Here is a 22,297-nt window from a genome sequence, read left to right as displayed (position 1 = left end):
ACGGAGACGGGGATGTCGCCCAGGGACTTGCTGCTTGCTTTAGTCGTCATTCTCGCGTGGGGCGTGAATTTCGTCGTGATCAAGGTGGGCCTGCACGGCGTCCCGCCGATGCTGCTCGGCGCATTGCGCTTCTCGCTCGCGGCGTGTCCCGCGATTTTCTTCGTCAAGCGGCCGAACGTGCCGCTTCGATGGCTGCTCGCCTATGGCCTCACGATCTCGCTCGGCCAGTTCGCCTTTCTCTTCTACGCCATGTACGTCGGGATGCCCGCCGGCCTCGCGTCGCTCGTGCTTCAGGCGCAGGCGTTCTTCACGCTGATCTTCGCCGCGATGTTCCTGCATGAGCGGATTCGCGCGGCAAACCTTGCCGGTCTCGTGATCGCCGCGTGCGGACTTGCGCTGATCGGCATGCAGGGCGGCCACGCGATGACGTTCGCCGGCTTCATGTTCACGCTCGCCGCGGCCGCGATGTGGGCGCTCGGCAATGTCGTCACGAAGCGCATGGGCCGCGTCGATCTCGTCTCGCTCGTCGTGTGGGCGAGCCTGATTCCGCCGTTGCCGTTCTTCGCGCTGTCGCTGATTTTCGAAGGGCCGGCGAAAATCGAGGCGAGCCTCCGGTCGATTCCGGTGCTGTCGATCTTCGCGATCGCCTATCTCGCGTTCGTCGCGACGCTCGTCGGCTATAGCCTCTGGGGCAAGCTGCTCGCGCGCTATCCGGCGAGCCAGGTCGCGCCGTTTTCGCTGCTGGTGCCGATCATCGGGCTGGCGTCGGCGGCGCTCATGCTCGGCGAGGCGCTCACGCCGATGCAGATTGCGGGCGCCGCGCTCGTGATGGCCGGGCTCGCGGTGAACGTGTTCGGCGGATGGCTGGTGCAGCGCTATCAGGCCGATATCCGCTGAAGGGTGCTAGGTCATCCGGCTCTTCGCGAGTGGCGGGTTCGCCGCGAAGTAGCGCTTGATGCCCTTCATGATCGCGTTCGCCATCTTGTCGCGATAGGCGTCGTCGTTCAGGCGCGTTTCCTCGTCGGGGTTGCTGATGAACGCGGTCTCGACCAGGATCGACGGAATGTCCGGCGCCTTCAGCACGGCAAACCCGGCCTGTTCCACCGATCCCTTGTGCAGCTTGTTGATGCCGCCGATCTCGTTCAGCACGAAGTTGCCATAGCGCATGGAGTCGCGGATCTGCGCGGTCGTCGACATGTCGAAGAGCGCGCGGTTCACGCTCACGTCCTGCGTGCGCACGTTGATCCCGCCGATCGAATCCGACTCGTTTTCCTTGTTCGCGAGCCAGCGCGCGGCCGCGCTCGACGCGCCGTGATCCGACAGCGCGAACACCGACGAGCCGCGTGCGTCCGGCGTGGTGAACGCGTCGGCGTGGATCGAGACGAACAGGTCCGCGCCGACGCGCCGCGCCTTCTGCACGCGCACGTTGAGCGGCACGAAGAAGTCGGCGTCGCGGGTCATCATCGCGCGCATGTTCGGCTGGGCGTCGATCTTGGTGCGCAGCTTCTTCGCGATGTCGAGCGCGATGTGCTTCTCGTACGTGCCCGCGCCGCCTATCGCGCCGGGGTCTTCGCCGCCGTGGCCTGGATCGATTGCGACGGTGAGCAGGCGCGTCGTGCCCGGCTTGTTGTTCTGCTTCGGCGCGGAGAAGGCGTAGTTGTCGCCGTCGTCGTCGTCCTCGTTCTTTTTGGCGAGCGGCGGCGCGAGCGGCACCGGCGGCTTCACCGACGGCCGCGGCGCGGGCATCGGTAGCGGGGCAACGGGTGCGCGCGGCAGGTCGCTGTTGTCCGCGTACTTCTGGAAGAACTCGTCGGTGTTATCAGGCGCAAGCGGTTTGGGCGGCGTGGCCGGGCCGCTCAGCGTCGCGGGCGGCGGCGTCGGGTTCGGGTTCGACTGATCGAACGCTTCCTGCTTTCGCTCCGATTGCGCGAGCAGTTCCATCAGCGGATCGGGCGCGACGGCCGGATACAGGTCGAACACGAGGCGATACTTGTAGCTGCCGATCGGCGTCAGCGTAAAGACCTGCGGCTTCACCGAGCCCTTCAGGTCGAACACCATCCGCACGACGTGCGGCTGGTATTGCCCGATGCGCACCGACTGGATCTGCGGATCGTTCGGCGTGATCTTCGAGACGAGGTCCTTCAGTTCCTGATCGAGATCGAGGCCGCTCAGGTCGACGACGAGCCGGTCCGGTCCTTGCAGCAACTGCTGCGTGTTTTGCAGCGGCTGGTCGGACTCGATCGTGACGCGCGTGTAGTCGCGCGCGGGCCACACGCGCACGCCGAGCACGGAACTCGCGTGCGCGAGACGCGGGGCGACGAGCGCGAGCGCGATCGTCGAAACGCCCGCGCGCAGCACTTGCCGGCGCCGCCAGTTGTGCGAGGCGGTCGCCGTCGATTCGATCGAATGGAACGGCTTGATCAACATCTTTCGAGACATGTCTTTCCTGTATTGCTGAACGCCCGCGCAATCAAAACGCGGCCTTCTCCCTCGATTTCCAGCGCGAACTCGAGATCGGGCACACCGAGCAGGCCGCCCGCCTGCTGCGGCCATTCGACAAGACATACCGCGCCGCGATCGAAATATTCGCGAAAGCCGGCGTCGGCCCATTCGGCGGGATCGGCGAAGCGGTAGAGATCGAAGTGATAGACGTCGAGCGGGCCCGACTCCGTGTCGAGCGAGTACGGCTCGACGAGCGTGTAAGTCGGGCTGCGCACGCGTCCTTCGTGACCGAGCGCGCGTAATGTCGCGCGCACGAGCGTGGTTTTTCCCGCGCCGAGGTCGCCGCTCAACTGGACCTGGAGGCCCGCGAAACGTTCGTTATTTTGTGTTTGACGCACGGCGTGGAGTGCCTGTGCGAAGCGTGCGCCGAATGCGAGCGTCGCGGCCTCGTCCGGCAGATCGAAGCGGCGTTCGAGCTGCGCCGTTCCCTTGTGGGAAGCGGCGGAAAGTGGATGCGTCGATCGTGCTTGGGCGGCGGGCATTGCTCGTAAAATGTCGTAATGAACCGATTGCCGGAACACTCCATCGAAGTCACGGCCGCGTCCGGGAACGCCGCCGCTGACATGCGCGCCTTCGATATCCACGACGAAGCCGCGCTGGCGGAACTCGCGCAACGCATCAAGACGTGGGGGCGCGAGCTGGGGTTCGGTGCTGTCGGGATCAGCGATGCCGACTTGACGGAAGCCGAGGAAGGCCTGGCGTCATGGCTCGAAGCAGGCTATCACGGCGAAATGGATTATATGGCGAAACATGGCATGAAACGCGCAAGGCCGGCCGAGCTTGTGGCCGGCACGCGACGCGTCATCACTGCGCGGATCGCCTATCTGCCCGCGTCGACGCTCGCAAGCCAGGGCGACGAAAGCGTCACGACAGGTCGAGGTGGACACGGCGGACACACGAGCCAGCGCAACGACTGGCGCGCGATCGAATGGTCGCGGCTCGCTGATCCGACCGCTGCCGTGGTATCGATCTACGCGCGTGGACGCGACTATCACAAGGTCATGCGAAACCGCTTGCAGCAACTGGCGGCGCGCATCGAAGACGAGATCGGGCACTTCGGCTATCGCGCGTTCACCGACTCGGCGCCGGTACTGGAAGTCGCGCTGGCGCAGAAGGCGGGCGTCGGCTGGCGCGGCAAGCACACGCTGCTGTTGCAGCGTGACGCCGGATCGCTGTTCTTTCTCGGCGAGATCTACGTCGACATACCGCTGCCTCCCGACGCGGCGACGAACCCATCGAGCGCCCCGGAGCACGACGGCGCGCACTGCGGCCAGTGCACGCGATGTATCGCGGCGTGTCCGACGGGCGCGATCGTCGGGCCGTATCGCGTCGATGCGCGGCGCTGCATCTCGTACCTGACCATCGAGCTTGCGGGCAGCATCCCCGAGGATCTGCGGCCGTTGATCGGCAATCGCGTGTATGGCTGCGACGACTGCCAGCTCGTGTGTCCGTGGAACAAGTTCGCGCAGGCCGCGCCGGTCGCCGACTTCGACGTGCGGCACGGGCTCGACCGCGCGTCGCTTGTCGATCTGTTCGGCTGGAGCGCCGCCGACTTCGATGTCAGGATGCAGGGCAGCGCGATCCGGCGCATCGGCTACGAGCGGTGGCTGCGCAATATCGCGGTGGCGATGGGCAACGCGTTGCGCGCCGAACTGGGTCGCGAGGAGCGGGCCGCGATCGTCGACGCGCTGCGTGCGCGCGCCGACGATGCGTCAGCGGTGGTACGCGAGCATGTCGAATGGGCGTTGCGCTCTTGTATCGAGGAGTGAAGCGATGATCTATAACGCGATAATCAATGCGCCGTTCGGCAAGGTCGGGATTCGAACCGACGCTTCTTCCGTGCGCGAAATCGTCTACTTGCCGGCATCGACCGATATCATCGAGCCGGACTCGCCGCTCGCGCGCGAAGCGGCCAGGCAGATTCAGCGCTATTTGATCGAGGCTTCGATGCATTTCGACCTGCCGCTCGCTTCGCGCGGGACGGCGTTCCAGCGGCGCGTATGGCAGGCGATCAGCAGCATTCCTCCCGGCGAAGTCTGGACCTACGGGCAGCTTGCGAATGCGATCGGCAGCGTGCCCCGGGCGGTCGGGCAGGCGTGCGGCTCGAACCCGCTGCCTATCGTGGTGCCGTGTCATCGCGTGGTGGCGGCGAGCGGCCTCGGCGGCTTCGCGCATCACGCAGGCGCCAATTTTTTCACCGACGTAAAGCGCTGGCTGCTGGCGCATGAAGGCGTATCGATCGCATGAGCACCGAACTCTCAGAAGACACGCAGGCGCCCGAATTCGCCGCGAGCAACACGTCGATCGATCTCTTTTGCGATGCGCTATGGCTCGAACACGGACTCGCGAAGAACACGCTCGAAGCGTACCGGCGCGATCTCATGCTGTTCGCCGAGTGGTTGTCGAAGACGCGCGGCGGCACGATCGACGCGACCACCGAAGCCGACATGAACGGCTATATGGCGGCGCGGCGCAGCGACAAGGCGACCTCGGCGAACCGGCGCCTTTCCGTCTTCCGGCGCTACTACGCGTGGGCGCTGCGCGAGCATCGCACGGCCGCCGATCCCACGTTGAAGCTGCGCTCGGCAAAACAGCCGCCGCGCTTTCCCAAGACGCTCAACGAAACGCAGGTCGAAGCGCTGCTGCATGCGCCCGACATCGAGACGTCGCTCGGACTGCGCGACCGCACGATGCTCGAACTGATGTACGCGAGCGGCCTGCGCGTGACCGAACTGGTCACGCTGAAAACGGTCGAGATCAGCCTGAACGACGGCGTCTTGCGCGTGATGGGCAAGGGCTCGAAGGAGCGCCTGGTCCCGTTCGGCCAGACGGCGCATAGCTGGATCGAGCGGTATTTGCGCGAGTCGCGCCCGGCGTTGCTCGGCGCGCGCGCTGCCGATGCGCTCTTCGTCACCGCACGCGGCGAGGGCATGACGCGCCAGCAGTTCTGGAACATCATAAAGCGCCATGCGCTCGTCGGCGGCGTGAATGCGCCGCTTTCGCCCCACACGTTGCGTCACGCGTTTGCCACGCACCTGCTCAATCACGGCGCCGACCTGCGCGTCGTGCAGATGCTGCTCGGCCACTCCGACATCTCGACCACGCAAATCTACACGCACGTCGCACGCGCACGCCTGAGGGCGCTTCATCAGCAGCATCATCCGCGCGGCTAGCGCTGCTCACTCGACGCTTGCGAACGATCGTGCCACGCTCGCGGCGCCGCGCGCAATAGACCGTTCGGCCGATGGTGAGCGCGGATCGGCGCCGCTACAATGCGCACATGTCCAAGGCAAAACACGTGTCCGAAACGCCCGCGACGCAGTTCCTGCGGCGCAACAAGGTCGAGTTCGGCGAGCATCCTTACGAGTATGTCGAGCATGGCGGCACCGAGGAATCGGCGCGCCAGCTCGGCGTCGACGAACATCGCGTCATCAAGACGCTCGTCATGGAAGACGAGCACGCGAAGCCGCTGATCGTGCTGATGCACGGCGACCGCACCGTATCGACGAAAAACCTTGCACGACAGACGGGCGCGAAGCGCATCGAGCCGTGCAAGCCGGAAGTGGCGAACCGTCATTCGGGGTTTCTGGTCGGCGGAACGTCGCCGTTCGGCACGAAGAAGGCGATGCCGGTCTACGTCGAAGCGAGCATCCTCGATCTCGACACGATTTATCTGAACGGCGGGCGGCGCGGCTATCTGGTGAGCATCAGGCCGTCGGTGCTGACCGAACTGCTGCGTGCGAAAGCCGTCCAGTGCGCGAGCGTCGACTAAAATGCGCGCCACTCCCGACACGTTGAACAAGCTGACACCATGAACAATCTGATCGTCGCCATTGCCGCCTACCTGATCGGCTCGATTTCCTTCGCGGTCGTCGTGAGCCGCGCGATGGGCCTCGCCGATCCGCGCTCCTATGGCTCGGGCAACCCCGGCGCGACCAACGTGCTGCGCACCGGCAACAAGCTCGCGGCGATCCTCACGCTACTCGGCGACGCGTTCAAGGGCTGGCTGCCGGTATGGCTGGTCGTGCATTTCGGCGCGCGCTTCGGGCTGGACAGCACGGCGATCGCGCTGGCCGCCATCGCCGTGTTCCTGGGTCACTTGTATCCGGTCTTCTTCAGGTTCCAGGGCGGCAAGGGCGTGGCGACCGCGGCGGGCGTGCTGCTCGCGATCCATCCGGCGCTCGGCGTTGCCACCTTGCTGACGTGGCTCATCATCGCGTTCTTTTTCCGCTATTCGTCGCTCGCGGCCCTCGTCGCGGCCGTATTCGCGCCGTTTTTCCAGGTGTTCCTGTTCGGGCCAGGCCGCATTTCGCTGGCGGTCGCGGCGATGAGCGCGCTATTGATCTGGCGGCATCGGGGGAATATTTCGAAGCTGCTCAACGGGCAGGAAAGCCGTATCGGCGATAAAAAACGTGCCGCTCAGGCGGCGGAGTGACAAAAAAAGCCGCCTCGAGGGCGGCTTTTGCGTAAGGCAATGTCCGTTCAATCGCGGAAATTGTTGAAGTCTAGCGGCGTCTCCGTCACATCCTTCTTCAGCATCGCGATCGTGCTTTGCAAATCATCGCGCTTCGTGCCGGCGATGCGCACCGCGTCGCCCTGAATGCTCGCCTGCACCTTGATCTTGCTGTCCTTCACGAGCTTGACGATCTTCTTCGCCAGGTCGCCCGTCACGCCTTTCTTGATCGTCACGACCTGCTTGAGCTTGTCGCCGCCGATCTTCTCGATCTTGCCGTAGTCGAGGAACCGCACGTCGACGTTGCGCTTCGCCAGCTTCGAGAGCAGCACGTCCTTCACCTGGCCGAGCTTGAAGTCGTCGTCGGCGTAGAGCGTCAGTTCGCGCTCCTTTTGCTCGACGCGCGCGTCGGAACCCTTGAAGTCGAAGCGCGTGGAAATTTCCTTGTTCGACTGCTCGAGTGCGTTCTTCACCTCGATCATGTTTGCTTCGCTGACGACGTCAAACGATGGCATCTGTCTTCCCCTTCGTTGAGGCGAGGCGCGGGTCGCAGGTGCGCACTCGCTATAATCACGGACCGAACGTCATTCTACCGATGCCGTCCCGGTTTTCCCACGGACGCCTCTTTTCCTCACGCGGTTTTTCATGGCTCAGTCCCTCATCGCCGGCTACTCGCTTCGCGCGCACAACACATTCGGTTTCGACGTCAGCGCCCGCTACGCGATGAAGCTCGAAAGCGAAGCGCAAGTCGCGGCGCTCGCGCGGGACACGCGCATCGCGAACCTGCCGCAACTCGTGCTTGGCGGCGGCAGCAACGTCGTGCTGACGCGCGATTTCGACGGCGTCGCGCTGCTGGTCGGTCTTCCCGGCAAGCGCGTGATCGAGGAACACGGCGACGCCTGGCTCGTCGAAGCAGGCGCGGGCGAGAACTGGCACGACTTCGTCGCGTGGACGTTGGCCGAAGGCATGCCCGGGCTCGAAAACCTGGCGCTGATTCCCGGCACGGTGGGCGCCGCGCCGATCCAGAACATCGGCGCCTACGGGCTCGAAATGGGCGAACGCTTCGAGCGACTGCGCGCAATCGAACTGGCGACGGGCCTGGCACACGAGTTCGATCGCGATGCCTGCGCGTTCGGCTATCGCGACAGTTTTTTCAAGCGGGCAGGGCGCGGGCGGTTCGTGATCACGTCGGTGGTGTTTCGCCTGCCGAAAGCCTGGACGCCGCGCGCCGATTATGCCGACGTCGCGCGTGCGCTCGAAGGATCGGGCAAGCGCGACGCGCAAGCCATCTTCGATGCGGTCGTCGCCGTGCGGCAGGCCAAGCTGCCGGACTGGAAGGTGCTCGGCAACGCGGGCAGTTTCTTCAAGAATCCGGTGATGAGCGCGCAGGCTTTCGAAGCGCTGCAAAAGCGCGAACCCGACGTCGTGTCGTACCGGCAGCCCGACGGACTCGTCAAGCTCGCCGCTGGCTGGCTGATCGACCGGTGCGGGTGGAAGGGGCGCGCGATCGGTGGCGCCGCCGTGCACGACCGGCAGGCGCTCGTGCTGGTGAATCGGGGCGGCGCGACGGGCGCGCAGGTGCTCGAACTCGCGAACGCGATCAAGCGCGACGTGCTCGCGCGCTTCGATGTCGAACTGGAAGCCGAGCCGGTCTGTCTCTGAGCACGCCGGCCAACAAAAAACCCGCCAATTGGCGGGTTTTTTGCATCAGAAATAGCAGATCGAAGAAGAATCAGCCGCCACGCTTGCGGCGCGCATTCTCCGCGATCCGCATGCGCAGCGCGTTGAGCTTGATGAATCCGCCGGCGTCGGCCTGGTTGTATGCGCCGCCGTCGTCGTCGAACGTGGCGATGTTCTTGTCGAACAGCGTTTCCTTCGAATCGCGCGCCACCACCGACACGCTGCCCTTGTACAGCTTCACGCGCGTCCAGCCGTTGACCTTCGCCTGCGTGTGGTCGATCAGCACCTGCAGCGCGTGGCGCTCCGGGCTCCACCAGTAGCCGTTGTAAATCAGCGAGGCGTAGCGCGGCATCAGGTCGTCCTTCAGGTGCGCGACTTCGCGATCGAGCGTGATCGACTCGATACCGCGATGCGCCTTCAACATGATCGTTCCGCCCGGCGTTTCATAGCAGCCGCGCGATTTCATGCCGACATAGCGGTTCTCGACGAGATCCAGGCGCCCGATGCCGTGCTTGCCGCCCAGCCGGTTGAGTTCCGTCAGCATCTCGGCCGCCGACAGACGCTTGCCGTTCAGCGCAACCGGATCGCCGTGTTCGAATTCGATGTCGAGATATTCAGGCTGATCCGGCGCATCTTCCGGCGCGACGGTCCAGCGCCACATGTCGGCTTCGGCTTCCGCCTTCGGGTCTTCGAGGTGACGGCCTTCGAACGAGATGTGCAGCAGGTTCGCGTCCATCGAATATGGCGCGCCGCCTTGCTTGTGCTTCATTTCGATCGGGATGCCGGCTTTTTCCGCGTACGCGAGCAGCTTTTCACGCGAGAGCAAGTCCCATTCGCGCCACGGCGCGATCACCTTGATGCCCGGCTCGAGGCCGTAATAGCCGAGTTCGAAGCGAACCTGGTCGTTGCCCTTGCCGGTCGCGCCGTGCGACACGGCTTCCGCGCCGCTCGCGCGCGCGATCTCGATCTGGCGCTTCGCGATCAGCGGACGCGCGATCGACGTGCCGAGCAGATACTCGCCTTCGTAGATCGTGTTCGCGCGGAACATCGGGAAGACGAAATCGCGCACGAACTCCTCGCGCAAGTCTTCAATAAAGATGTTTTCCTGCTTGATGCCGAGTTGCAGCGCTTTCTTGCGCGCCGGCTCGAGTTCTTCGCCCTGGCCGATGTCGGCTGTGAACGTGACGACTTCGGCGTCGTAGTTGTCCTGCAACCATTTCAGGATGACGGAGGTGTCGAGGCCGCCCGAATAGGCGAGCACGACTTTCTTGATATCGCTCATGGTGAACTCGTGTGGCTGGAGACGGGGCGCGCCGGCATCGCAAACGCGCGGGAAAACCGCCATTTTGACATTAAATGGCCGCGTTTCCGCATTTTCAGGATGACGCGGCGGCTGAACGCCCGTGCGGGTTGCCGAGGCGCGTTAGTGATTGAGCTTGCCGAGCAGCAGATATTCCATCAGCGCTTTTTGGACGTGCAGACGGTTTTCCGCTTCGTCCCAGACGACGCTTTGCGGTCCGTCGATCACTTCCGCGCTCACTTCCTCGCCGCGATGCGCGGGCAGGCAGTGCATGAAAAGGGCGTCCGGGTGGGCGCGCGCCATCATCTCGCCGTCGACGCACCAGTCGGCGAACGCCTTCTTGCGCGCCTCGTTCTCGGCTTCGAAGCCCATGCTGGTCCAGACGTCGGTGGTGACGAGATCGGCGCCGGCGCACGCTTCGTTCGGGTCGTCGAATTCCTCGAAGGACGGCGCGCTATCTTCGGACACCAGCGCGCGGTCGAGCTTGTAGCCGGGCGGCGTCGACAGGCGCAACTTGAAACCGAGGATGTGTGCGGCCTCGATCCACGTATAGAGCATGTTGTTGGCATCGCCGACCCACGCGACCGTCTTGCCGCCAATCGGCCCGCGGTGCTCGTAGTACGTGAAGATGTCGGCCAGCACCTGGCACGGGTGATACTCGTTGGTCAGGCCGTTGATCACCGGCACGCGCGAATTTTCGGCGAAACGCTCGATGATCTCCTGGCCGAAGGTGCGGATCATGATGATGTCGACCATCCGCGAGACGACTTGCGCCGCGTCCTCGATCGGCTCACCGCGTCCGAGTTGCGTGTCGCGCGTGCTGAGAAACACCGCGTGGCCGCCGAGCTGAAAGATGCCGGCTTCGAACGAGAGACGCGTGCGCGTCGAATTCTTTTCGAAGATCATCGCAAGCGTGCGGTCGTGCAGCGGGTGATACGTCTCGTAGCTCTTGAACTTGCGCTTGAGGATGCGCGCACGTTCGAGGACGTAGTCGTAATCGTCGAGCGAGAAGTCCTTGAACTGCAGGTAGTGGCGAATTTTTTTTGAGGTCATGAAACGCATACGGCGGCTTCGACCCGGCTCGGAATAAGCCGGACGGCGCCGCCGTCGTTGGTGGTATCACGTTTGAGCATAAAGGATTTCGCATCGTTTGACGAGTTGGCCTTGACGCTCGCAAGCGCCCGCGACGGCGCGCGGCAAGCGCGTCCGCGCCTTTGTGTGCACTGCGGAAGGAGGGGCGCTGCGGTATAATCCCGATGGTTTTTTTGACAGATTTGTCATGCAGTTGTTCATATCAGGCAGCTTCCAACGCGTGTTCGCGGCGCGAGGTTCGTCTCATCGGAAACGTGCAATCGAAACGCGTGCGACGCGCAGGTTTCCAGATCGGCGCCGCGCCGACGAAGTCTGAAGCAAGCAGGGCAGTCAGATCACGAGGCAGAACCGCGAAAGCCGTATCCGACGCCGGTCGGCCCCGAGCGGCGTCATACATGCGCGTTCGCCGGCGCCTCCGCCGGCCGTCAAACAGGGTTTCCTACATGGCCGAAACAATCCCGACCGAGTACTTCATCCAGGGCGTCACCAAGAGCGGCAGGACATTTCGGCCGAGCGACTGGTGCGAGCGCCTGTGCGGCGTGATGTCGGCATTCGGTCCCGGGGCGAAAGGGCCGAATGCCCGCCTGCAATACTCCGTGTATGTCCGCCCGACGATGCTTGGCAACATCAAGACCGTGATCCTCGACTCGCGGTTGCGCGACATCGAGCCGATGGCGTTCGACTTCGTCATGAACTTCGCGAAGGATAACGATCTGCTCGTCACCGAAGCGTGCGAACTGCCGCCGCATCACGGCACGCAGACGAAGCAAGCCTGAAGCGCCAGAACGCAAAAAAGCCCGCGAAAGCGGGCTTTTTCGATACTGCGGCAGCGGAAACAGGAGGCGGCGGCCGACTGAATTTCAGTTGCCCCGACGCTGTCGAGGCTTCCGATCCAGCCGGCCAGCGAGCCGGAATTACTGAGCTGCGGGAGCTTGCAGACCCTTGATGGCTGCAGCCAGGCGGCTCTTGTGGCGAGCGGCCTTGTTCTTGTGAACGATGCGCTTGTCGGCGATGATGTCGATCGTCTTGACCGACGTCTTGTACAGCTCAGCAGCCTTGGCCTGATCGCCGGCATCGATTGCCTTGCGAACTGCCTTGATGGCGGTGCGGAACTTCGAGCGCAATGCCGAGTTGTGCGAGTTTGCTTTGGCGGCCTGACGGGCGCGCTTGCGAGCTTGTGCGGAATTTGCCATGACGGTTCCTTATCCTGTTCCAGCTGTTTACTTGTTTCAGCGAGTGTTCAGCCCTCTTGCACCTGCCACTACTGCTCTGGCCGCTGACCAGACGAGGGTGTTTCCTACGCGCTGCCTTGATCGGAACTCACGGGAACGATTGCCCGGGAGCGCAAAAATCGTCGAAAAAAGACGTGAAGCTGCCTTTGTGGAGCTTCGAAACCGGCGATTATAGCAACGAAATACGAGATGTGACAAGCGCGGATTATCCGCCCGCTAAAACTGTTCGACCAATTTATCCTCGAAAAATCGAGCGGGGCCAGTAAGGCTTGCTCCCGGTTCAACACCGTCGGAGTTCGCACGCGCCTTTGTAAGTGGCCGATCGGAATCCTCCGAGCGCGGCCCGTATAATAAGCGCCCCATGAATCTATTCCGCGCCCTCCTGACGGTCAGCGGCTTCACGCTGCTGTCCCGCGTGACCGGCCTGGTCCGCGAAACGCTGATTGCCCGAGCCTTCGGCGCCAGCCAGTTCACCGACGCATTTTACGTCGCCTTCCGGATCCCGAACCTGCTGCGGCGGCTGTCGGCGGAAGGCGCGTTCGCACAGGCCTTCGTGCCGATCCTCGCCGAGTTCAAGAACACGGAAGGCCACGACCCGACCAAGGCGCTCGTCGACGCGATGTCCACCGTTCTCGCCTGGGGCCTCGCCGTGCTGTCGCTGGCGGGCGTGGCGGGCGCGTCGTGGGTCGTATTCGCGGTGGCGTCCGGCCTCAGGCACGACGGACAGGCCTATGTCCTCGCGGTGCACATGACGCGGATCATGTTCCCCTACATCATCTTCATCTCGCTGACGACGCTCGCCTCCGGCGTGCTCAACACCTACAAGCAGTTTTCGCTGCCCGCATTCGCGCCGGTGCTGCTGAACGTGTCGTTCATCGCGGCGGCCGTGTTCGTCGCGCCGCACCTGAAGGTGCCTGTTTTCGCGCTGGCGTATGCGGTGATCGTCGGCGGGGTGTTGCAGTTTCTCGTGCAACTGCCGGGGCTCAAGAAGATCGACATGATCCCGCGCATCGGGCTGAATTTCTTCCGCGCGCTGAGACACCCCGGCGTCAAGCGCGTGCTCATCAAGATGGTGCCCGCGACGTTCGCCGTTTCCGTCGGACAACTGAGCCTCATCATCAATACCAACATCGCCTCGCAGATCGGGCAGGGCGCCGTCTCGTGGATCAACTACGCCGATCGTCTGATGGAATTCCCGACCGCGCTGCTCGGCGCGGCGCTCGGCACGATCCTGCTGCCGAGCCTCTCGAAGGCGCACGTCGATGCCGATCCGGTCGAATACTCCGCGCTGCTCGACTGGGGCCTGCGCATCACGTTCCTGCTCGCTGCGCCGAGCGCCGTCGCGCTGTTCTTCTTCGCCGAGCCGCTCACCGCGACGCTGTTCGACTACGGAAAATTCGATGCGCATTCGGTCGTCATGGTTGGCCGGGCGCTGTCCGCGTATGGCATCGGGCTCGTCGGACTCATCCTCATCAAGATCCTCGCGCCCGGCTTCTACGCGAAGCAGGACATCAAGACGCCGGTGAAGATCGCGATCGGCGTGCTGGTCATGACGCAGGTCAGCAACTACATCTTCGTGCCGATTTTTTCGCACGCGGGACTGACGCTTTCGATCGGCCTCGGCGCGCTCGCCAATGCGCTGCTGCTTTTCTTCGGCCTGCGCAAACGCGGCATTTACCAGCCGTCCGCGGGATGGGCGCGCTTTTTCGCGCAGTTGATCGGCGCATGTCTCGTGCTCGCGGGCGTGATGCGCTGGGTGGCGATCAACTTCGACTGGATCGGCATGCGCGCGGTGCCGCTCGAACGAATTGTGCTGCTCGGGGCAAGCCTGGTTCTGTTCGCCGCGCTATATTTCGGTATGCTGTCCGCGATGGGTTTCAAATACGCGTATTTCCGAAGGCGAACGCTTTGATGACGACAACGCGAATCCTCGACTATTTCAGCTCGCTCGTGGCGGAAGACGAGACTCTTCCGCTCACCGAATCGGCTCTGTCGCTCGCGCAGGACGCCTATCCCGACCTCGACTTGCAGGGCGTGCTCGCCGAAGTCGATGAGCTCGTCGTGCGCGTGCGCCGTCGCATGCCCGACGACGCCGACATCAAGCAGAAGGTCGGCGTGCTCAATCGCTATTTCTTTCGTGAACTCGGTTTCACGAGCAATCTCAACGACTATTACGATCCCGACAACAGCCATCTGAATGTCGTGCTGAAGCGGCGTCGCGGGATTCCGATTTCGCTTGCCGTCGTGTATCTGGAGATGGCCGAGCAACTCGGCATTCCGGTGCGCGGCGTGTCGTTTCCCGGGCATTTCCTGCTGCGCGTGACCACGCCCGACGGCGACGTCATGCTCGATCCGACGACCGGCCACTCGCTGTCCGAATCGCAGATGGTGGAGATGCTGGAGCCGTATGTGCAGCGCGTCGGCGAATCGCTCGGAAGCGCGCTGCGCATGCTGCTGCAACCGGCGACGCGCCGTGAAATCGTCGCGCGGATGCTGCGCAACCTGAAGAGCGTGTATTTGCAGACGGAACGCTGGCAGCGGCTGCTGGCGGTCCAGCAGCGGCTCGTGATCCTGCTGCCGGAGAGCATCGAGGAAGTGCGTGACCGCGGCTTCGCGTATGCGCGGCTCGATTACCTGCGCCCGGCACTGGAAGATCTCCAGCGCTATCTCGACGACCGGCCCGAAGCGGAAGATGCGACCGTCGTGGAAACCGAGTTGCACGAACTCAGGCAGCGCACGCAGCACAACGGCGATTGACATTGCGCTCGAGCTTTAAAAAAAACGGCGGCCTTTGCATATGCAGGCCGCCGTTTTCATTTGCTTCATTCAACGCGCGTTACTTCGGCTGCATCCGTATCGCGCCGTCGAGACGAATGACTTCGCCGTTCAGCATCGGGTTGTCGAAGATCTGCTTGACGAGCATGGCGAACTCGGCCGGCTTGCCGAGCCGCGAAGGGAACGGCACCATCGCGCCCAACGCGTCCTGCACTTCCTGCGGCATGCCGAGCAGCATCGGCGTTTCGAAGATGCCCGGCGCGATCGTCATCACGCGGATCGCGTTGCGCGAGAGATCGCGCGCGATCGGCAGCGTCATGCCCGCGACGCCGCTTTTCGACGCCGCATAGGCCGCCTGGCCGATCTGGCCGTCGAAGGCCGCGACCGAAGCCGTGCTGACGATCACGCCGCGCTCGCCCGCCGCGTTCGGCTCGTTCTTCGACATCGCCGTCGCCGCGAGCCGGATCATGTTGAACGTGCCGATGAGATTGACCGCGATCGTCTTCGAGAACAGGTCGAGCGGGTGAGGCCCGTCACGGCCGACCGTCTTCGATGCCGGCGCCACGCCCGCGCAATTCACGAGGCCGCGCAGGCTGCCGAGTTGCGTCGCGGCATTGACGGCTTGCTGGCCGTCGGCTTCCTGGCTCACATCGCATTTGACGAAGACGCCGCCGAGTTCTTTCGCGAGCGCTTCGCCCGCCGCTTCGTTCATGTCGGCGAGCACCACTTTGCCGCCGTGCTCCGTCACGAGGCGCGCGGTTGCCGCGCCCAGTCCCGATGCGCCGCCCGTAATCAGGACGACGTTGCCTTGAATCTCCATGTCTCACTCCCTTTGCTAAATGTCTCGTTGCGTGTTGAAGCGTTTCAGGTCGTCGATTGTAGCCGCTGACTTCGCGCGTTTTCGCCTTGTGACAGGCAGAAAAACAAAACCCGCTCACAGGGAGCGGGTTTCCGTGCGCCGCACTCGGCGGCGGCACCCAAGCGCCGAATGCGCTTACTTCAATGCATCGAACGCGCGATCGCGGATTTCATCGACGGTGCCGAGTCCCAGGATCTTCCGGTATTCCGGCGCCTTCAGGCCGTTCGCGGCGCCGCTCGCGGCCCAGTCGTTGTAGTACTGGATCAGCGGCTTCGTCTGCGCGACATACACGTCGAGCCGCTTCTTCACGGTCTCTTCCTTGTCGTCGACACGCTGGATCAGCGGCTCGCCGGTCACGTCGTCGACCATGTCGTTCTTCGGCGGATTGAACTTGATGTGGTACGTGCGGCCCGATGCGGCATGCACGCGGCGCCCGCTCATGCGCAGGATGATTTCGTCGAACGGAACGTCGATCTCCAGCACGTAATCGATCGCGACGCCCGCGTCCTTCATCGCCTCGGCTTGCGGCAGCGTGCGCGGAAAGCCGTCGAACAGATAGCCGTTCGCGCAGTCTGGCTGCTGCAGGCGTTCCTTCACGAGATTGATGATGAGCGTGTCGGGGACGAGTTCGCCGGCGTCCATGTAACGCTTCGCTTCGACGCCGAGCGGCGAGCCAGCCTTCACCGCCGCGCGCAACATGTCGCCCGTCGAGATCTGCGGAATGCCGAACTTTTCCTTGATGAAGTTTGCCTGGGTGCCCTTGCCCGCGCCGGGGGCGCCCAACAGGATCAAACGCATGATGCTATCTCCGAATCGTATTGAAACCTGCGTCGCGAGGCTTGAAATGCATCCGGTGACGCGGCGCTCGTGCGGCGTCGGAAACATGGCGGCGCAGCCGGTCGGAGAGACGGCGCGGCACCAGTCGACAGCGGCGCAACATTGAGCGTGGCGCTGACCGGATGGCTCGCGCTAATCGTTTGATTATGCCATGGCTTGTCACAATCGCGGCCGCTAAAAACGGCTGTGATGCCCGCTATGCGGGCGTGAGCGGGGGTTTACACGAGTTGCGTCGACGCAGCTCGGCGTGGCTTCAGCTTTCGTTGCTGAAGAGCGCCTGCACGCGCGCCAGATCGGCCGGCGTATCGACGCCCGGCGGCGGCGCATCGTTCGTGACGAGCACCGCGATGCGCTCGCCATGCCAGAGCGCGCGCAGTTGTTCGAGCGCTTCGGCTTCCTCGATCGGCGCCTGCGCGAGCGTCGGATACACGCGCAGGAACTTCGCGCGGTATGCGTAGAGGCCGATGTGGCGCAGCACGTTCGGCGGCACGGCGGAGAGCGCCGAGAGCGCGCCGACGTCGGGCCACTGTGCTTGCCACGCATCGCGCGACCAGGGAATCGGAGCGCGCGAGAAATAGAGCGCGACGCTCTTCGCATCGAGCACGACCTTCACGACGTTCGGGCTGAACACGTCGGCGGGATCGTGGATCGGGTGGGCCGCGGTCGCGATCGCGCAGGATGGATGCGCCGCCAGATGCGCCGCGACATCGCGCACGAGTTGCGGGTCGATCAGCGGTTCGTCGCCCTGCACGTTGACGACGATCGTGTCGTCGCTCCAGCCGAAGTGCGTCGCGACTTCCGCGAGGCGATCGGTGCCGTTCGGATGATCGGCGCGCGTGAGCAGCACCTCGATGCCATGCTCGTTCGCCACCTCGACGACACGCTGCGAATCGGTCGCGATCAGTACCTGCTGTGCGCCCGAGAGGCGCGCGCGTTCCGCGACGCGCACGACCATCGGCTTGCCGCCGATGTCGGCGAGCGGCTTGTTCGGCAGCCGCGTGGACGCGAGGCGCGCGGGAATCACGGCGACAAAGGACGGGGAAGCGCTCATGGGGCGAGACTCGGTTTCAGTTTCCGCTGGACGGCTTGGTCGGCTCGACCAGCGTGCCTTCGACGGTCTGCCGCGCCTCGTCGGCGAGCATCACGGGGATGCCGTCGCGGATCGGGTAGGCGAGCTTGTCCGCGCTGCAGATGAGTTCCTGCGCCGCGCGATCGTAAGTGAGCGGGCCCTTGCAGATCGGGCAAACGAGGATTTCAAGCAGGCGTGCGTCCACGAAGTTTCTCCACAACAAGAGCGATGAGGCGGGGTTTGAGCACGGCTTCGACCGGAACGACCCAGATGCGCGCGTCACGCCAGGCCCCGAATTTTACTGCATCCTTCTCGGTGATCAGGATCGAATCGGCGTCGATGCCGGCGAACGGATTGTCGCGATACGAGTAGTGATCGGGGAACGCGCGCGTCGCGGGCGTGATGCCCGCCGCCCGCAGCGTCGCGAAGAAGCGCTCGGGCGAACCGATGCCCGCTGCCGCCGCGACGCGGTCGCCCGCGAACTGCGCAAGCGGCCGGCGCACGGCCGGGTTGTCGAGCAGCCAGGCGTCGCCGGGCTGGAGGTCGAGCGAGAACGTGTTCGGCCACGGCGGCAGCGTGCGCTCGTAGGGGCTGTTGATGAGCGTCGCGTCACGCCGGCGCGACATCGGCTCGCGCAGCGGCCCCGCCGGCAGCAGGAAGTTGTTGCCGCCGAGACGGTCGTCGAACACCACGAGTTCGAACGCGCGTGCGAGACGGTAGTGCTGCAGGCCGTCGTCGCTCACGATCACGTCGACGGACGGATTCGCCTTGAGCAACGCCTGCGCCGCGGCCACGCGATCCGGGCACACGAACACCGGCGCGTGCGTGCGACGCGCGATCAGGAGCGGCTCGTCGCCGACTTTGTCGGCTGAACTCGCTGCCGTGACGCTCGTCGGCTGCGCGACCTTCGCGCCATAGCCGCGCGACACGACGCCCGGCTGGAAGCCGGCGCCACGCAGCGCCTCGACGAGCGCGATCACGGTCGGCGTCTTGCCGGTCCCGCCGACCGTCACGTTGCCGACGATCACCACCGGCACGCCGACGTCCACCCGCTTCATCCAGCCGAGTTCGAACAGCGCGCGGCGCGTCGCGGCGACGGCGCCGAAGAGGCACGCGAACGGCGTGAGCGCCCAGGCGACATAGCTGCGCTTGCGCCACTCGCGCGCGAGGAAATTTTCAATCGGCGGCTTGAATTCAGACATGAACCGCCTTGTTTTCGCTGGACGCGGCGGCCAACCGTGACGGTTGCGACGGATTCTGCATCGGCACGGGTCTCCAGAAGCTTGATCGACCGGACCTGCTGCGTGGTCCGGGCCTCGAAGCCGGCACTCTAGCGCGGGCAGGCCGCATGCGCCAGTCGTCGTTCGCCGTGCGCGATGTCTCCACAGCCTGTGGATAACTCTGTGAAGAACTCGCGCGCGAAATCGCGAGAAACCGCTTCTGGAAAGAGTTGCTTCGACGATGCGAACGATTCCATAAATATTTTCCTTTTAAATCAACGGCATAAAACCATCGTACGGGCCTGCGAAGCCGATCTGCCGCGCGCGTCGGTAAGTCCTTCTGTGTGGACACTTGATACACTCCCGGCCTTTATTTCGCCTTCGATAGCCGAATGGCGTATCGTCCGTCCGGTCTGCCCGAATTCCCACTTTCCATGATTTCCGATCCTCTGTCGCAGCAAGGCGGCGATGCCGTCGTCCCCGTTTCCGTGCTGAACCGCGCGATTGGCAGCCTGCTCGAACGGTCGTTTCCGCTCGTCTGGGTGTCGGGCGAAGTTTCGAACTTCACGCGCGCCGCGAGCGGTCACTGGTATTTCTCGATCAAGGACGCGCAGGCGCAGATGCGCTGCGTCATGTTCCGCGGCCGCGCGCAGTACGCCGAGTTCACGCCGCGCGAAGGCGACAAGATCGAAGTGCGCGCGCTCGTCACGATGTACGAGCCGCGCGGCGAATTGCAGCTCAACGTCGAAGCCGTGCGCCGCACCGGGCAGGGGCGGCTCTTCGAAGCGTTCCTGCGGCTCAAGGCGCAGCTCGAAAGCGAAGGCCTGTTCGCTCCCGAGAGAAAGCGCGCGCTGCCGACGCATCCGCGCGCAATCGGCATTGTCACGTCATTGCAGGCGGCCGCGTTGCGCGACGTGCTGACGACGCTCTGCCGCCGCGCGCCGCATATTCCCGTCATCATTTATCCCGCCCCGGTGCAGGGCGCGGGCGTGAGCGTAAAGCTCGCCGCGATGGTCGACGCGGCCAATGCGCGGCGCGAGGTGGACGTGCTGATCGTCTGCCGGGGCGGCGGGTCGATCGAGGATTTGTGGGCGTTCAACGAGGAAGTGCTCGCCCGCGCGATCGCCGAGAGTGCGCTGCCGGTGGTGAGCGGCGTCGGCCACGAGACCGATTTCACGATCGCCGACTTCGCCGCCGACGTTCGCGCGCCGACGCCCACGGCCGCCGCCGAACTCGTCAGTCCGCAGCGCGTGCTGCTGCTGCGCGATCTCGATCAGCGCCACGCGACGCTCGCGCGCGGCTTTGGCCGGATGATGGAGCGCCGCGCGCAGCAACTCGACTGGCTCGCGCGACGGCTCGTGAGCCCGGCGGAACGGCTCGAGCGGCAGCGCGCGCATCTGCGGCAACTGGCGACGCGCCTTTCGTCCGCGGGTGCCCGTCCGGTGCGCGACGCCCGCGCGCGCTTTGCGCTCGTGCGGCTGCGCTGGCAGCGCTGGCGTCCGGACCTCGATGCCGAGCGCGAACACCTGATGCGGGTGGCGCAGCGATTGCGTGCATCGCAGGGCCGGCAGCAGGAACGCGCGGCGGCACGCGTGTCGGAATTGTCGGCGCGCTTGCAGGTGCTGAGTCCGCGGCGCACACTGGAACGCGGCTATGCCGCGCTGATCGATGCGCAAACCGGCCGCGCGGTGCGCACGCCGGGCGCGTTGAAACCGAAGCGTCCGTTGACGGTGCATCTCGCCGAGGGCACCGCCGACGTGCTGCTCGCCGACGTGCAGCCGCGTCTCACCGACGAGTTCTGAGCCGCGTTTCCCGATCGTCGGCACGTATTTTTGACGCCTGCGAATTGAGGTGGCCGAGCACTTTTTACGCCGTTAAAAACACCCTGAAAGCGATCCTGCTCATAAAGGGCATGCGGTTTGCGGGGTTATTCCAACTCGCCTACAATCCATTGCTCCACTGCCTCACTCCTCAGATCCCCACAATCAACATAGAAGGAAGCACGCACCATGGAACATACGCTCCCGCCGCTGCCGTTCGACAAGAACGCCCTGGCACCGCACATGTCGGAAGAAACGCTTGAGTACCACTACGGCAAGCATCACCAGACCTATGTGACGAACCTGAACAAGTTGATTCCGGGCACCGAATTCGAGAACCTGTCGCTCGAAGAGATCGTCAAGAAGGCGTCGGGTGGTGTGTTCAACAACGCAGCGCAAATCTGGAATCACACGTTCTTCTGGAACAGCCTGTCGCCGAACGGCGGCGGCGCTCCGTCGGGCGCACTCGGCGACGCGATCAACGCCAAGTGGGGCTCCTATGACAAGTTCAAGGAAGAGTTCGCCAAGGTCGCCGTCGGGACGTTCGGCTCGGGTTGGGCATGGCTCGTGAAGAAGACGGACGGCTCGCTCGACATCGTGTCGACGAGCAATGCCGCCACGCCGCTCACCTCCGATTCGAAGGCGCTGCTGACGATCGACGTATGGGAACACGCTTACTACATCGACTATCGCAATGCGCGTCCGAAGTTTGTCGAGGCTTACTGGAACATCGTGAACTGGGATTTTGCCGCGAAGAATTTCGGGGCGTAAACGCGGGTTGTTCCGTGACGATAAAGTCTGGAAGCGGCGTTAAACTTTAGATGCCGTCGTTTGTTTGAAAGCCCTCCGTCGCGAGGGCTTTTTTGTAGGCATTCGCTTGATGGTAGCCGCGTGAAGCGGGACCGGAATTCGAGGCATAAACATCCATGAATCCATCAGAAAATATCGACGAGTTGATCGCTGGACTCACGGATTGGCGGGGCAAGACGTTTGCCAGCATCCGCAAGTGCATCCTCGAATCCGACCGGGAAATCATCGAGGAATGGAAGTGGATGGGAAGCCCGGTGTGGTCTCGCGACGGAATGATCGCGGTCGCCAATGCCCACAAGGGCAAGGTGAAGCTGACCTTTGCCCACGGCGCGGGCCTGGCCGACCCCGACAAGCTGTTCAACGCAGGCCTCGAAGGCAACGCGCGGCGCGCGATCGATTTTTTCGAGGGCGACAAGGTGGATGCGCGTGCTCTGAAAAATCTCGTCCGCGCTGCGATTGAATTTAACCAGACCAAATTGAAGAAGAACGCGCCGGTGAGTAAGCGGGCGAGGGTAGTCAAAAGTGAAGACGGTTGATGCGCTCGTGCTTCCATGAAACTTGTATTGGTTTTGGTTTATTAGCTCTGCCCCTGTCCGGGGCGGGACTCACTTTCTTTGCTGCTGCAAAGAAAGTAAGCAAAGAAAGCAG

25 protein-coding genes are annotated in these 22,297 nt (G+C 63.9%); 13 read left to right on the top strand and 12 right to left on the bottom strand.

What is annotated here, in order from left to right; all coding sequences use genetic code 11:
* Positions 1–12 precede the first annotated feature (12 nt).
* Positions 13–897 (top strand): EamA family transporter, encoded by an 885-nt coding sequence (locus AWB68_RS06630; RefSeq protein ID WP_087643554.1) that lies wholly within the window; start codon positions 13–15, stop codon positions 895–897.
* A 6-nt stretch (positions 898–903) separates the two neighbouring features.
* Here AWB68_RS06630 and AWB68_RS06625 read toward each other — a convergent pair whose 3' ends face one another.
* Entirely contained in the window at positions 904–2,439 is a 1,536-nt protein-coding gene (locus AWB68_RS06625; protein ID WP_087643553.1) for an N-acetylmuramoyl-L-alanine amidase, read from the bottom strand.
* The gene (gene tsaE / locus AWB68_RS06620; RefSeq protein ID WP_087643552.1) at positions 2,421–2,984 is read right to left on the bottom strand and encodes a tRNA (adenosine(37)-N6)-threonylcarbamoyltransferase complex ATPase subunit type 1 TsaE; all 564 of its coding nucleotides are present in this window, start codon (positions 2,982–2,984) and stop codon (positions 2,421–2,423) included. Before tsaE ends, AWB68_RS06625 begins: the two co-directional genes overlap by 19 nt.
* A gap of 18 nt (positions 2,985–3,002) precedes the next feature.
* On the opposite strand from tsaE, the gene queG reads away from it, so the two are divergent.
* The 5 genes from queG to plsY all read left to right on the top strand — a co-directional run bounded on the left by queG (position 3,003) and on the right by plsY (position 6,937).
* Positions 3,003–4,271, top strand: coding sequence for a tRNA epoxyqueuosine(34) reductase QueG (queG, locus tag AWB68_RS06615; RefSeq protein ID WP_087643551.1), 1,269 nt, complete (start codon positions 3,003–3,005; stop codon positions 4,269–4,271).
* 7 nt (positions 4,272–4,278) lie between these two features.
* A complete protein-coding gene (locus AWB68_RS06610; protein ID WP_087643638.1) occupies positions 4,279–4,749 on the top strand; it encodes a methylated-DNA--[protein]-cysteine S-methyltransferase in 471 nt (156 codons plus the stop codon).
* Complete coding sequence (xerD, locus tag AWB68_RS06605) at positions 4,746–5,675, top strand: site-specific tyrosine recombinase XerD (RefSeq protein WP_087643550.1); 930 nt, start codon at positions 4,746–4,748, stop codon at positions 5,673–5,675. The genes AWB68_RS06610 and xerD overlap by 4 nt, the downstream gene beginning before the upstream one ends.
* A 107-nt stretch (positions 5,676–5,782) precedes the next feature.
* On the top strand, positions 5,783–6,274 hold the full coding sequence (ybaK, locus tag AWB68_RS06600) for a Cys-tRNA(Pro) deacylase (RefSeq protein WP_087643637.1): 492 nt from the start codon (positions 5,783–5,785) through the stop codon (positions 6,272–6,274).
* 39 nt (positions 6,275–6,313) lie between these two features.
* The gene (plsY, locus tag AWB68_RS06595) at positions 6,314–6,937 is read left to right on the top strand and encodes a glycerol-3-phosphate 1-O-acyltransferase PlsY (protein WP_087643549.1); all 624 of its coding nucleotides are present in this window, start codon (positions 6,314–6,316) and stop codon (positions 6,935–6,937) included.
* A gap of 47 nt (positions 6,938–6,984) precedes the next feature.
* On the opposite strand, the gene AWB68_RS06590 is transcribed toward plsY, so the two are convergent.
* Positions 6,985–7,470, bottom strand: a complete 486-nt coding sequence (locus tag AWB68_RS06590; protein WP_087643548.1) for a YajQ family cyclic di-GMP-binding protein — start codon at positions 7,468–7,470, stop codon at positions 6,985–6,987.
* Between the two features lie 130 nt (positions 7,471–7,600).
* Between AWB68_RS06590 and murB the strand changes: the two genes are divergently transcribed.
* Positions 7,601–8,617, top strand: coding sequence for a UDP-N-acetylmuramate dehydrogenase (gene murB / locus AWB68_RS06585; RefSeq protein ID WP_087643547.1), 1,017 nt, complete (start codon positions 7,601–7,603; stop codon positions 8,615–8,617).
* Between the two features lie 70 nt (positions 8,618–8,687).
* Here murB and AWB68_RS06580 read toward each other — a convergent pair whose 3' ends face one another.
* Together AWB68_RS06580 and argF are read right to left on the bottom strand one after the other, a co-directional pair.
* A complete protein-coding gene (locus AWB68_RS06580) occupies positions 8,688–9,917 on the bottom strand; it encodes an argininosuccinate synthase (protein WP_087643546.1) in 1,230 nt (409 codons plus the stop codon).
* A 141-nt stretch (positions 9,918–10,058) separates the two neighbouring features.
* The gene (argF, locus tag AWB68_RS06575) at positions 10,059–10,988 is read right to left on the bottom strand and encodes an ornithine carbamoyltransferase (protein WP_087643636.1); all 930 of its coding nucleotides are present in this window, start codon (positions 10,986–10,988) and stop codon (positions 10,059–10,061) included.
* A gap of 482 nt (positions 10,989–11,470) precedes the next feature.
* Here argF and AWB68_RS06565 point away from each other — a divergent pair, with 482 nt between their 5' ends.
* Complete coding sequence (locus AWB68_RS06565; protein WP_125482888.1) at positions 11,471–11,803, top strand: DUF3579 domain-containing protein; 333 nt, start codon at positions 11,471–11,473, stop codon at positions 11,801–11,803.
* 138 nt (positions 11,804–11,941) lie between these two features.
* Here AWB68_RS06565 and rpsT read toward each other — a convergent pair whose 3' ends face one another.
* Positions 11,942–12,220 (bottom strand): 30S ribosomal protein S20, encoded by a 279-nt coding sequence (gene rpsT, locus AWB68_RS06560; RefSeq protein ID WP_087643543.1) that lies wholly within the window; start codon positions 12,218–12,220, stop codon positions 11,942–11,944.
* Positions 12,221–12,620: 400 nt separating this feature from the next.
* Between rpsT and murJ the strand changes: the two genes are divergently transcribed.
* Both murJ and AWB68_RS06550 read left to right on the top strand, forming a co-directional pair.
* Complete coding sequence (gene murJ, locus AWB68_RS06555; protein WP_087643542.1) at positions 12,621–14,171, top strand: murein biosynthesis integral membrane protein MurJ; 1,551 nt, start codon at positions 12,621–12,623, stop codon at positions 14,169–14,171.
* Positions 14,171–15,016, top strand: coding sequence for a SirB1 family protein (locus AWB68_RS06550; protein WP_087643541.1), 846 nt, complete (start codon positions 14,171–14,173; stop codon positions 15,014–15,016). Before murJ ends, AWB68_RS06550 begins: the two co-directional genes overlap by 1 nt.
* A 79-nt stretch (positions 15,017–15,095) precedes the next feature.
* Here AWB68_RS06550 and AWB68_RS06545 read toward each other — a convergent pair whose 3' ends face one another.
* The 6 genes from AWB68_RS06545 to AWB68_RS48150 all read right to left on the bottom strand — a co-directional run bounded on the left by AWB68_RS06545 (position 15,096) and on the right by AWB68_RS48150 (position 19,276).
* Positions 15,096–15,854, bottom strand: a complete 759-nt coding sequence (locus AWB68_RS06545) for a 3-hydroxyacyl-CoA dehydrogenase (protein ID WP_087643540.1) — start codon at positions 15,852–15,854, stop codon at positions 15,096–15,098.
* Between the two features lie 174 nt (positions 15,855–16,028).
* Positions 16,029–16,691 (bottom strand): adenylate kinase, encoded by a 663-nt coding sequence (adk, locus tag AWB68_RS06540; RefSeq protein WP_087643539.1) that lies wholly within the window; start codon positions 16,689–16,691, stop codon positions 16,029–16,031.
* A gap of 292 nt (positions 16,692–16,983) precedes the next feature.
* A complete protein-coding gene (gene kdsB, locus AWB68_RS06535) occupies positions 16,984–17,781 on the bottom strand; it encodes a 3-deoxy-manno-octulosonate cytidylyltransferase (RefSeq protein ID WP_087643538.1) in 798 nt (265 codons plus the stop codon).
* Between the two features lie 16 nt (positions 17,782–17,797).
* Positions 17,798–18,004: a Trm112 family protein gene (locus AWB68_RS06530; protein WP_087643537.1), complete on the bottom strand. Its 207-nt coding sequence runs from the start codon at positions 18,002–18,004 to the stop codon at positions 17,798–17,800.
* Entirely contained in the window at positions 17,985–19,001 is a 1,017-nt protein-coding gene (gene lpxK, locus AWB68_RS06525; RefSeq protein WP_087643536.1) for a tetraacyldisaccharide 4'-kinase, read from the bottom strand. Before lpxK ends, AWB68_RS06530 begins: the two co-directional genes overlap by 20 nt.
* A 128-nt stretch (positions 19,002–19,129) precedes the next feature.
* A complete protein-coding gene (locus AWB68_RS48150) occupies positions 19,130–19,276 on the bottom strand; it encodes a hypothetical protein (RefSeq protein ID WP_160109979.1) in 147 nt (48 codons plus the stop codon).
* 177 nt (positions 19,277–19,453) lie between these two features.
* On the opposite strand from AWB68_RS48150, the gene xseA reads away from it, so the two are divergent.
* The 3 genes from xseA (at position 19,454) to AWB68_RS06510 (ending at position 22,185) form a co-directional block, all read left to right on the top strand.
* Positions 19,454–20,821 (top strand): exodeoxyribonuclease VII large subunit, encoded by a 1,368-nt coding sequence (gene xseA, locus AWB68_RS06520; RefSeq protein ID WP_087643635.1) that lies wholly within the window; start codon positions 19,454–19,456, stop codon positions 20,819–20,821.
* A gap of 207 nt (positions 20,822–21,028) precedes the next feature.
* Entirely contained in the window at positions 21,029–21,610 is a 582-nt protein-coding gene (gene sodB, locus AWB68_RS06515) for a superoxide dismutase [Fe] (protein WP_087643535.1), read from the top strand.
* Between the two features lie 155 nt (positions 21,611–21,765).
* Positions 21,766–22,185: a DUF1801 domain-containing protein gene (locus tag AWB68_RS06510; RefSeq protein WP_087643534.1), complete on the top strand. Its 420-nt coding sequence runs from the start codon at positions 21,766–21,768 to the stop codon at positions 22,183–22,185.
* Positions 22,186–22,297: the final 112 nt, after the last annotated feature.

Origin of the sequence: Caballeronia choica (genome assembly GCF_001544535.1) — a bacterium.
GTDB lineage: Bacteria > Pseudomonadota > Gammaproteobacteria > Burkholderiales > Burkholderiaceae > Caballeronia > Caballeronia choica.
The sequence above is the reverse complement of the archived record's forward strand: the minus strand, read 5'-3'. Positions and strand labels throughout refer to the sequence as shown.

Coding starts and splice junctions, on each gene's coding strand:
- AWB68_RS06630 (WP_087643554.1), top strand. CDS start 13: ATGTCGCCCAGGGACTTGCTGCTTGCTTTAGTCGTCATTCTCGCGTGG.
- AWB68_RS06625 (WP_087643553.1), bottom strand. CDS start 2,439: ATGTCTCGAAAGATGTTGATCAAGCCGTTCCATTCGATCGAATCGACG.
- tsaE (WP_087643552.1), bottom strand. CDS start 2,984: ATGCCCGCCGCCCAAGCACGATCGACGCATCCACTTTCCGCCGCTTCC.
- queG (WP_087643551.1), top strand. CDS start 3,003: ATGAACCGATTGCCGGAACACTCCATCGAAGTCACGGCCGCGTCCGGG.
- xerD (WP_087643550.1), top strand. CDS start 4,746: ATGAGCACCGAACTCTCAGAAGACACGCAGGCGCCCGAATTCGCCGCG.
- ybaK (WP_087643637.1), top strand. CDS start 5,783: ATGTCCAAGGCAAAACACGTGTCCGAAACGCCCGCGACGCAGTTCCTG.
- plsY (WP_087643549.1), top strand. CDS start 6,314: ATGAACAATCTGATCGTCGCCATTGCCGCCTACCTGATCGGCTCGATT.
- AWB68_RS06590 (WP_087643548.1), bottom strand. CDS start 7,470: ATGCCATCGTTTGACGTCGTCAGCGAAGCAAACATGATCGAGGTGAAG.
- murB (WP_087643547.1), top strand. CDS start 7,601: ATGGCTCAGTCCCTCATCGCCGGCTACTCGCTTCGCGCGCACAACACA.
- AWB68_RS06580 (WP_087643546.1), bottom strand. CDS start 9,917: ATGAGCGATATCAAGAAAGTCGTGCTCGCCTATTCGGGCGGCCTCGAC.
- argF (WP_087643636.1), bottom strand. CDS start 10,988: ATGACCTCAAAAAAAATTCGCCACTACCTGCAGTTCAAGGACTTCTCG.
- AWB68_RS06565 (WP_125482888.1), top strand. CDS start 11,471: ATGGCCGAAACAATCCCGACCGAGTACTTCATCCAGGGCGTCACCAAG.
- rpsT (WP_087643543.1), bottom strand. CDS start 12,220: ATGGCAAATTCCGCACAAGCTCGCAAGCGCGCCCGTCAGGCCGCCAAA.
- murJ (WP_087643542.1), top strand. CDS start 12,621: ATGAATCTATTCCGCGCCCTCCTGACGGTCAGCGGCTTCACGCTGCTG.
- AWB68_RS06550 (WP_087643541.1), top strand. CDS start 14,171: ATGACGACAACGCGAATCCTCGACTATTTCAGCTCGCTCGTGGCGGAA.
- AWB68_RS06545 (WP_087643540.1), bottom strand. CDS start 15,854: ATGGAGATTCAAGGCAACGTCGTCCTGATTACGGGCGGCGCATCGGGA.
- adk (WP_087643539.1), bottom strand. CDS start 16,691: ATGCGTTTGATCCTGTTGGGCGCCCCCGGCGCGGGCAAGGGCACCCAG.
- kdsB (WP_087643538.1), bottom strand. CDS start 17,781: ATGAGCGCTTCCCCGTCCTTTGTCGCCGTGATTCCCGCGCGCCTCGCG.
- lpxK (WP_087643536.1), bottom strand. CDS start 19,001: ATGTCTGAATTCAAGCCGCCGATTGAAAATTTCCTCGCGCGCGAGTGG.
- AWB68_RS48150 (WP_160109979.1), bottom strand. CDS start 19,276: ATGGAATCGTTCGCATCGTCGAAGCAACTCTTTCCAGAAGCGGTTTCT.
- xseA (WP_087643635.1), top strand. CDS start 19,454: ATGATTTCCGATCCTCTGTCGCAGCAAGGCGGCGATGCCGTCGTCCCC.
- sodB (WP_087643535.1), top strand. CDS start 21,029: ATGGAACATACGCTCCCGCCGCTGCCGTTCGACAAGAACGCCCTGGCA.
- AWB68_RS06510 (WP_087643534.1), top strand. CDS start 21,766: ATGAATCCATCAGAAAATATCGACGAGTTGATCGCTGGACTCACGGAT.